Here is a 6659-nt window from a genome sequence, read left to right on the forward strand (position 1 = left end):
GCGGGGGGCGCCCGCCCCCCCCCCCCCCGCGGGGCCCCCCCCCCCCCCCCCCCCGGCGGGGGGGGGGGGGCGCCCCCCCCCCCCCCCCCCCCACGCCGGTTCAGTCAGAAGCGTCAGTCCGCAGTCCGCTCCAGAGCGGCCACGCCGATCGCGCTGTCCGCCATCCCGTAGAACACATAGACCGTCCCCGCGATGCGTTCGACAGCAGTCGGGAAGACAACGTTGCCGAGGGTTCCTATGGTCTCCTCACGGGTCTCCGGAGACAGCCACGGCTCCGGTGAGCGCGCCAGCACCCGCGCCGGATCGGCTGGGTCCAGCAGCATTCCCCCGGCCCGGTAGACGGCGCCGTGGCTGAGCTCGAAGCCCTTCGCGACCGGGCCGGTCACCCCGTGGTGGATGAGCAGCCAGCCCTCCGGCACCCGCAGCGGCGGCGGGCCCGCGCCGATCTTCGCGACCTCGAACGGCATCTCCGGGCCGGCGACCGGAGCGGAGTGCCGAAGCGAGGTCAGAGCCGAAAGATCGCGGCGGGCCGCCTCGGCCTCGACGTACGCGATCCAGATCGACGGACGGCCGTCGGCGACGCCGGCCGGGGCCGGGGCGCCCTCGCCCGGGCGCAGCCAGTCCAGGTCCCACATCGGCCGGTGCAGCATCGCAAAGCTCGGGCGGCCGTCGGGACCGGGAACGACCTCGGGGAAGAAGACGAGGTCCTTATTGGGGAAGAAGTTCAAGTCGGTGGACAGGTGCGACTGGTACGTGAAGTGCAGTGGGCCCAGACGGCGCCAGCTGACCGTGTCCGTGGAGACGGCCAGCGCGGGCCGCGGGCCGAGCGGACCGTAGGCGACGTAGGTCATGACGTGCACGCCGAGGTCGGGGATGAAGGTGATACGGGGGTCTTCCACGCCGGAATTGTGCGCACCCCGCTCGAAGCCCTCGTCCGGGGACAGCACCACGCCCTGGCGCTCGACGCCGACCGGTACGCCGTCTTTGATCACGACACGGGCGCGGCCGATGCGGGAGACGTTGCCGGCCGCGACCATGCGGGGGAAGAGGTACAGCTCGCCGTCGGGCCCCCAGGCGGTGGCCGGATTGAGGACGCCCTCGGCCTCCAGGGGGTCGGTGGGGTCGGCGTTCATGAGCACGCCGACCCGGTTCAGGGCATACGGGAGCGCGGTTTCGGTGTTGCGCTGGGTCATACCTAGCCTTTGATCGCGGATCCGAGGTTGGCAGAGGTGAAGTGGCGCTGGAACAGCAGGAAGAGGACGACGGCCGGCACCGCCAGTACGCAGGCGCCGGCGAGCACGGCGCCCATGGGGTTGGCCTGGAAGGTGGAGTTGGCCTGGGAGAAGTTCGCCAGGCTGACCGCGAGGGGCTGCATGTCCTGGTCCTTGGTCACCAGGAACGGCCACAGGAATTCGTTCCATGGGCCGATGAAGGTCACCAGCATGGCGGTGAGGATCGCGGGGCGCACCAGCGGCACCGCCACCGAGCGCAGGATGCGCAGTTCGCTCGCTCCGTCCATGCGCGCCGCGTCGAAGATCTCGCGTGGGATCTGCAGGAAGTACTGGCGGAAGATGAGCACGGCGACGGAGTTGATGGCGAAGGGCAGGATCATCCCGGCGTAGCTGTCGGCGAGGCCGAAGTAGCGCACCACCATCACGTACAGCGGGATCATCAGCAACTGGAACGGGATCGCCTGGACGAGCAGGACGAGCGCGAACACCAGGCCGCGGCCGCGGAAGCGCAGGATCGCCAGGGCGTAGCCGGCCAGCAGGCCGAAGACCAGCGTGCAGACCACCACCCCGACGGTCATGATCAGGGAGTTGGCCAGCGCGGTGAGCAGGCTGAACGAGTCGTCGATGCCGGTGAGGTTGTCCAGGGTGAGGTTGCCGGGCTTGGGCAGCAGGCCGCCGAGGCTGGTGTCGCGCTTCTTCTGCAGCGCCCCGATGAGCATGTAGTAGAACGGCAGCAGCGCGGCGAGGGCGCCGAGGCCCAGTGCGGTATAGCGCAGGATGCGCAAGGTGCGGGCCATGTCAGTCCCTCTCCGTGACGCGCCGGGCCACGGTCGCGATGATGAGCACGCCGGTGACGAGGATCAGCCCGATGGCGGCCGCGGCATCCGGCTCGCCCTGCTCGATGCCCCGCTGGTACACCAGCAGCGCCGGGGTGAGCGAGGCGCCGCTCGGGCCGCCGCCGGTGAGCAGGAACGGCTCGGTGAAGATCTGTCCGGCGGTGATGATCGACAGCAGGATGACGAGCGAGGTGACGGGGCGGACGGCCGGCAGGGTGACGGCCCGGAACGCCTGCCAGCGCCCTGCGCCGTCGGTCAGTGCCGCCTCGTGCAGTTCCTTGGGCACGTTCTGCAGCGCTGCGAGGTAGAGCAGGATGTAGAAACCGAGCTGCTTCCAGGTGACGTAGACGGCGATGAGCGGCATCACCAGCTGCTTGTTCGCCAGCCAGGACGGGTCCGGGGCCCAGGAGCCGAGCACGTTGTTGACGGCGCCGGAGCCGTTGAACAGAAACAGCCAAACGGCGAGGGTGGCGACCGAGGCCGTCACGTACGGCACGTAGTACGCCACCCTGAAGAAGCCCCGCCAGTGGGTCGCGGCATTCAGCGCCGATGCCAGCGCGAGCGCCAGCACCACGGTCAGCGGAATGTTGATCGCCATGAACAACCCGAGGTTGCCGAAAGCGCGACGGGTGTTCTCTTCGCCGAGGACCTCGGTGAAGTTGTCGAAGCCGACGAACGGGTGCGCCACGGAGACGCCGGGCGCGGTGAAGAAGTAGTCGTGGAAGGCCATCCATACGCCGACCCCGAACGGGATGATGAACACGACCAGGACGTAGGCGGTGTACGGCGCGGTCAGGACGAGCCCGAGCGGGCTGTTGCCCAGCCATCGCTCGACGAGCCGCGAGACGCGGGGCCGCCGCCCCGGGACACGGGGATCGTGTGCGGCTGCCGGCGGTGCGGACCGGGTCGACTGCCGGGGGTGCCGGCCGCGGGCCGGATCGCCCGCGGCCCGGGAGCCGTCGCGGCTGTCGCGAAGTGATTTCATGGTGTGCCTCGTCAGCCGGCGGCCTGGTCGTCGATCTGCTGCGCGGCCTTGTCGAAGGTCGACTTCACATCGCCCTTCCCGGGCAGTACCGCGTCTTCCCAGGCCGTGCGGAACGTCTTCCACACTTCGGTCGAGCCGGCGATGTTCGGCACGTCCACCGCCCGCGGGACCGCGTCGGCGAAGGGCTGGTAGAAGGGGTTGGCCTTGAGATAGCCGCCTGCGACAGCGGCCACGTCGCTGCGGGTGGGGAACTGCCCCGTCTTCTCCAGCAGTGCCACGTCGTTCTTCGTGCTCATCGAGAACTTGGTGAACTTCCAGGCGGTCAGCTTGTTCTTGCAGGAGGTGAACAGGCCGACATTCTTGGAGTCCCCGAACGTCGAGGTCTTGCCGGCCGGTGTTCCGGCGGCCGTGGGCAGCGGCACCACGCCGTACTTCACCTTGCCGTCGAACTGCCCCTTGCCCCACGGCCCGGCGATGCCCATGGCGGCCACCCCGTCGGCGAACGGGCCCGCCCACATGTCACCGCTGTACGCCTCCGGGGAGGAGTAGCCGCCTGCATACATCTGCTGCCAGAAGCCGAGGGTCTGCAGGCCGGCCTCAGAAGTGAAGGTGGCCTTCTTGTCCTTCACCAGCTGTGTGCCGCCGGAGTTGGCCAGATACAGCGGGTAGAAGTCGAACAGCGCATTGGTGTAGTCGCTGGTCGCCGGCGGATACAGGGCGAAATTCGCCGCCTTGCTGCTCTTGATCTTCTTGGCTGCGGCCAGCACATCGTCGTACGTGCTGAGCTTCGGGTTCTCGGCGTCCAGGCCGGCCTTCTTGAAGACGTCCTTGTTGTAATAGAGCATGAACGGGTTGGTTTTCCACGGCACTTGATACAACTTGCCGTCCGGGGAACGGAAGCCGTCCGCGGCGGCGCCGGAGCGCTCCTTGATGAAGGACTCGGCATCGCCGAAGGTGTCCGAGAGATTGACCAGGCCGCCCTGCTTCTGGAATGCCGCGACCGCCGCCGGAGCGGTGTTGTAGACGAGGCACGGGGTGTTGCCCGCGGTGATCGCGGCCCCGAGGACGTCTTCGGTGGACTTGCCCGACGGCACCGCCTTGGCGGTGACCTTCTCCTCGGGGTGCTCGGCGTTCCAGGCGGCCACTGTGGCCTTGGCCCAGGCCTGCTCCTGCTCATTCGTCGAGTACCAGATGTCGATCGGTCCCGAGGTCGGCTTGCCGCCGCCGGCGTCGTCGCCCGAACCGCAGGCGGACAATGGCAGGACAACCGCCGCGGCTGTGGCCAGCACCGTAACGCGCGGAAAACGCCTCATGGCGCCCAACTCCCTTCCATGCGGGTGGTTGAGGGCCCGAAGCGACTCCCCTCGCGTCGCCGCCGGCCCGCCCCCGTCGGAATGATCACCGCGGGGTTACGAGCGTCATCAAACCGGTTTAATATCTGAGCGTCAAGGACGGATGCGAGATGTTTCGGTAACCGGGGTGGCGCACTCCCGTCACCCCGGGCCGGTGGGAAGGCGAGGCGGTATGGTGCGGGGCCAGGGCAAAGCGGCTGGGTCGGCAGGCGGTTCCCGCGAGGCGATGCCTCCGCCGGCCCGCCGGGGCAGGGGCAGCCGGCCGACGATCGGTGATGTCGCCGCGCTGGCCCAGGTCTCCAAGGCGACGGTCTCCTTCGTCATCAACGACCGCCCCGGGGTCAGCCCGCAGGCGCGCCAGCGGGTCCTGGACGCCATCGACCAGCTGGGCTGGCAGCCCAACGCCGGCGCCCGAGCGCTGTCCACCAAGCGGTCCCAGACCCTCGGCCTGGTGATCCGCCGGCCGCCGGAACTGCTGAGCACCGACCCGTTCTTCCTGCAGTTCGTCGCCGGCATCGAGACCGGCCTCGCCCCCCTCGGCTACGCGCTCGTGCTGCAGGTCGTCCCCGACGAGGAGACCGAACGGCAGGCGTACGAGCGGCTGGCCCGTGACGGGCGGGTCGACGGCGTGTTCCTCACCGATCTGCGCACCGACGACCCGCGGCCCGCACTCGTGACGGAGCTGGGCATCGGCGCAGTGATCGTCGGACCGCCGCAGCCCGGCAGCCGGGTGCCGGCCCTCGGGGTCGACGACGGCAGCGGGGTGCGCCGTGCGGTCGGTCATTTGCGCTCGCTCGGCCACCGGTGGATCGGACACGTCTGCGGCGCCGCAGGATATGTGCATACCCAGGCCCGGCACGACGCCTGGCGCAGTGCGCTGGCGGATGCCGGCCTGCCCGAGATCCCTCCTGTGGCGGCGGACTTCACCGGTGCGGCCGGCGCCCAGGCCACGCACCAGCTGCTGGACCTGGACCGGCCGCCGACCGCCATCGTGTACGCCAACGACCTGATGGCCATCGCCGGGATCACCGCCGCGACCAGCCGCGGGCTGCGGGTCCCCGAGGACCTGTCGGTGGTGGGCTTCGACGACATCCCGCTGGCCGACTGCATCGCGCCGCCGCTGACGACGGTGCGCCAGGATGTGCTGGCCTGGGGGCGCGCCGCCGCGCAGGCACTGGTTTCGCTCACCGAGCGAGGAGAGTTCCAGGCGGCCGATCTCCCACCGGTGGAATTCGTGGTACGGGCGAGCACCGCGCCTCGACGGACTTGAGCCTGGGGCCGCAAGCGGGGTGAGGGGTCACGCTCTCAGCTTGCCGGTAAGAGTCGGGCCGATCGTTCCGCGGGTGCTGCGCTGGGCGCGGCGCTTCGTGTCTTTCTGAGGGCTGCGGCGTTTGCCTGGTGAACACGTAATCAGCAAGCAACGCACTGGAGTGGTCATGCCCCGAATGTTCGCGAGAACCCGCTCAGCAACCACACTCAGCGGGTTCATCGCGCTCGTGCTGACACTGGCACTCGGGACCTGCGGACCGGCATGGGCGCGTCCTCCTCTGCCGCTGAGCACGGATGACGCCTTCCAGCGCGACTGTCTCAAGGCCCACAACGGTTACCGGGCCCGGCATGGCGCACCTCCCCTGAAGACCGACCAGGCCACCGTCGACTATGCCAAGCAGCGCGTCACCCTGTTCAGCGAGTACGAGGGGCTGAGCCACGGCCACGCGGGTCTTCGTCCGGGGTACGGGGAGAACACCTTCTGGGCCGGTTCCTCCTCTCCGGACAAGGTGACGTCCTGCTCTGACGCCGTAAAGACGTGGTACTCGCAGGGGGTCAAGTACGACTACAACCACCCTGGCTTCTCGCAGGACACGGGATTCTTCACTCAGGTGGTGTGGAAGTCCACGACCACGCTGGGTTGCGCACGGGCGGCTGGTCGTGGCTCCGCCTGGTACGAGACGTACATCGTGTGCATGTACCAGCCCGCGGGGAACATCGTGACCTCGGACGGGAGCTATTTCTCGAAGAACGTTGGCAGGCCCGCCTGACCTACCGTCCATGCGTATCCGCTGCCAAAGGCCAGTGACATCCATGTAGCGGAGCGTCACGGTGACCGCCGCGCCGCCCGGTCCGCGCGGGCCGCCGCCACGGCCTCGTCGTGGAAGGCCCGGCGGACGGCCGTGATGCCGTCACCGGCCCTCGACGGGTGGACACGGTTCGTCAGCAGGACGGCGTAGCGGCCGGTATCCGGGTCGATCCAGAT

The 6659-nt window shown here is 69.3% G+C and carries 6 protein-coding genes and 1 pseudogene; 2 read left to right on the forward strand and 5 right to left on the reverse strand.

The window, feature by feature from the left end:
• Window positions 1-113: 113 nt before the first annotated feature.
• From ACFYTE_RS42045 to ACFYTE_RS42060, 4 genes are read right to left on the reverse strand one after another with little or no spacing between them, the layout of a single operon-like run.
• Window positions 114-1193 (reverse strand): glycosidase, encoded by a 1080-nt coding sequence (locus ACFYTE_RS42045; RefSeq protein WP_388722558.1) that lies wholly within the window; start codon window positions 1191-1193, stop codon window positions 114-116.
• A 2-nt stretch (window positions 1194-1195) separates the two neighbouring features.
• A complete protein-coding gene (locus ACFYTE_RS42050; protein WP_388722560.1) occupies window positions 1196-2029 on the reverse strand; it encodes a carbohydrate ABC transporter permease in 834 nt (277 codons plus the stop codon).
• 1 nt (window position 2030) lies between these two features.
• Entirely contained in the window at window positions 2031-3053 is a 1023-nt protein-coding gene (locus tag ACFYTE_RS42055) for a carbohydrate ABC transporter permease (protein WP_388722562.1), read from the reverse strand.
• Between the two features lie 11 nt (window positions 3054-3064).
• Window positions 3065-4366 carry an extracellular solute-binding protein gene (locus ACFYTE_RS42060; RefSeq protein WP_388722564.1) on the reverse strand — a complete coding sequence of 434 codons (1302 nt, stop codon included), beginning with the start codon at window positions 4364-4366 and terminating at the stop codon, window positions 3065-3067.
• 265 nt (window positions 4367-4631) lie between these two features.
• Between ACFYTE_RS42060 and ACFYTE_RS42065 the strand changes: the two genes are divergently transcribed.
• Together ACFYTE_RS42065 and ACFYTE_RS42070 are read left to right on the forward strand one after the other, a co-directional pair.
• Window positions 4632-5675 carry a LacI family DNA-binding transcriptional regulator gene (locus ACFYTE_RS42065; RefSeq protein ID WP_388722566.1) on the forward strand — a complete coding sequence of 348 codons (1044 nt, stop codon included), beginning with the start codon at window positions 4632-4634 and terminating at the stop codon, window positions 5673-5675.
• 166 nt (window positions 5676-5841) lie between these two features.
• Complete coding sequence (locus ACFYTE_RS42070) at window positions 5842-6444, forward strand: CAP family protein (protein WP_388722568.1); 603 nt, start codon at window positions 5842-5844, stop codon at window positions 6442-6444.
• Between the two features lie 56 nt (window positions 6445-6500).
• On the opposite strand, the pseudogene ACFYTE_RS42075 reads toward ACFYTE_RS42070, so the two are convergent.
• Window positions 6501-6659, reverse strand: a pseudogene (locus tag ACFYTE_RS42075) (esterase); the annotation flags it as partial.

Origin of the sequence: Streptomyces sp. NPDC004629 (assembly GCF_042873595.1) — a bacterium.
In the GTDB taxonomy this organism is placed as follows: Bacteria; Actinomycetota; Actinomycetes; order Streptomycetales; family Streptomycetaceae; genus Streptomyces.

Bases quoted from the DNA above. Each gene is read 5' to 3' on its own strand.
- ACFYTE_RS42045 (WP_388722558.1), bottom strand. From the start codon at position 1,193: ATGACCCAGCGCAACACCGAAACCGCGCTCCCGTATGCCCTGAACCGG.
- ACFYTE_RS42050 (WP_388722560.1), bottom strand. From the start codon at position 2,029: ATGGCCCGCACCTTGCGCATCCTGCGCTATACCGCACTGGGCCTCGGC.
- ACFYTE_RS42055 (WP_388722562.1), bottom strand. From the start codon at position 3,053: ATGAAATCACTTCGCGACAGCCGCGACGGCTCCCGGGCCGCGGGCGAT.
- ACFYTE_RS42060 (WP_388722564.1), bottom strand. From the start codon at position 4,366: ATGAGGCGTTTTCCGCGCGTTACGGTGCTGGCCACAGCCGCGGCGGTT.
- ACFYTE_RS42065 (WP_388722566.1), top strand. From the start codon at position 4,632: ATGCCTCCGCCGGCCCGCCGGGGCAGGGGCAGCCGGCCGACGATCGGT.
- ACFYTE_RS42070 (WP_388722568.1), top strand. From the start codon at position 5,842: ATGCCCCGAATGTTCGCGAGAACCCGCTCAGCAACCACACTCAGCGGG.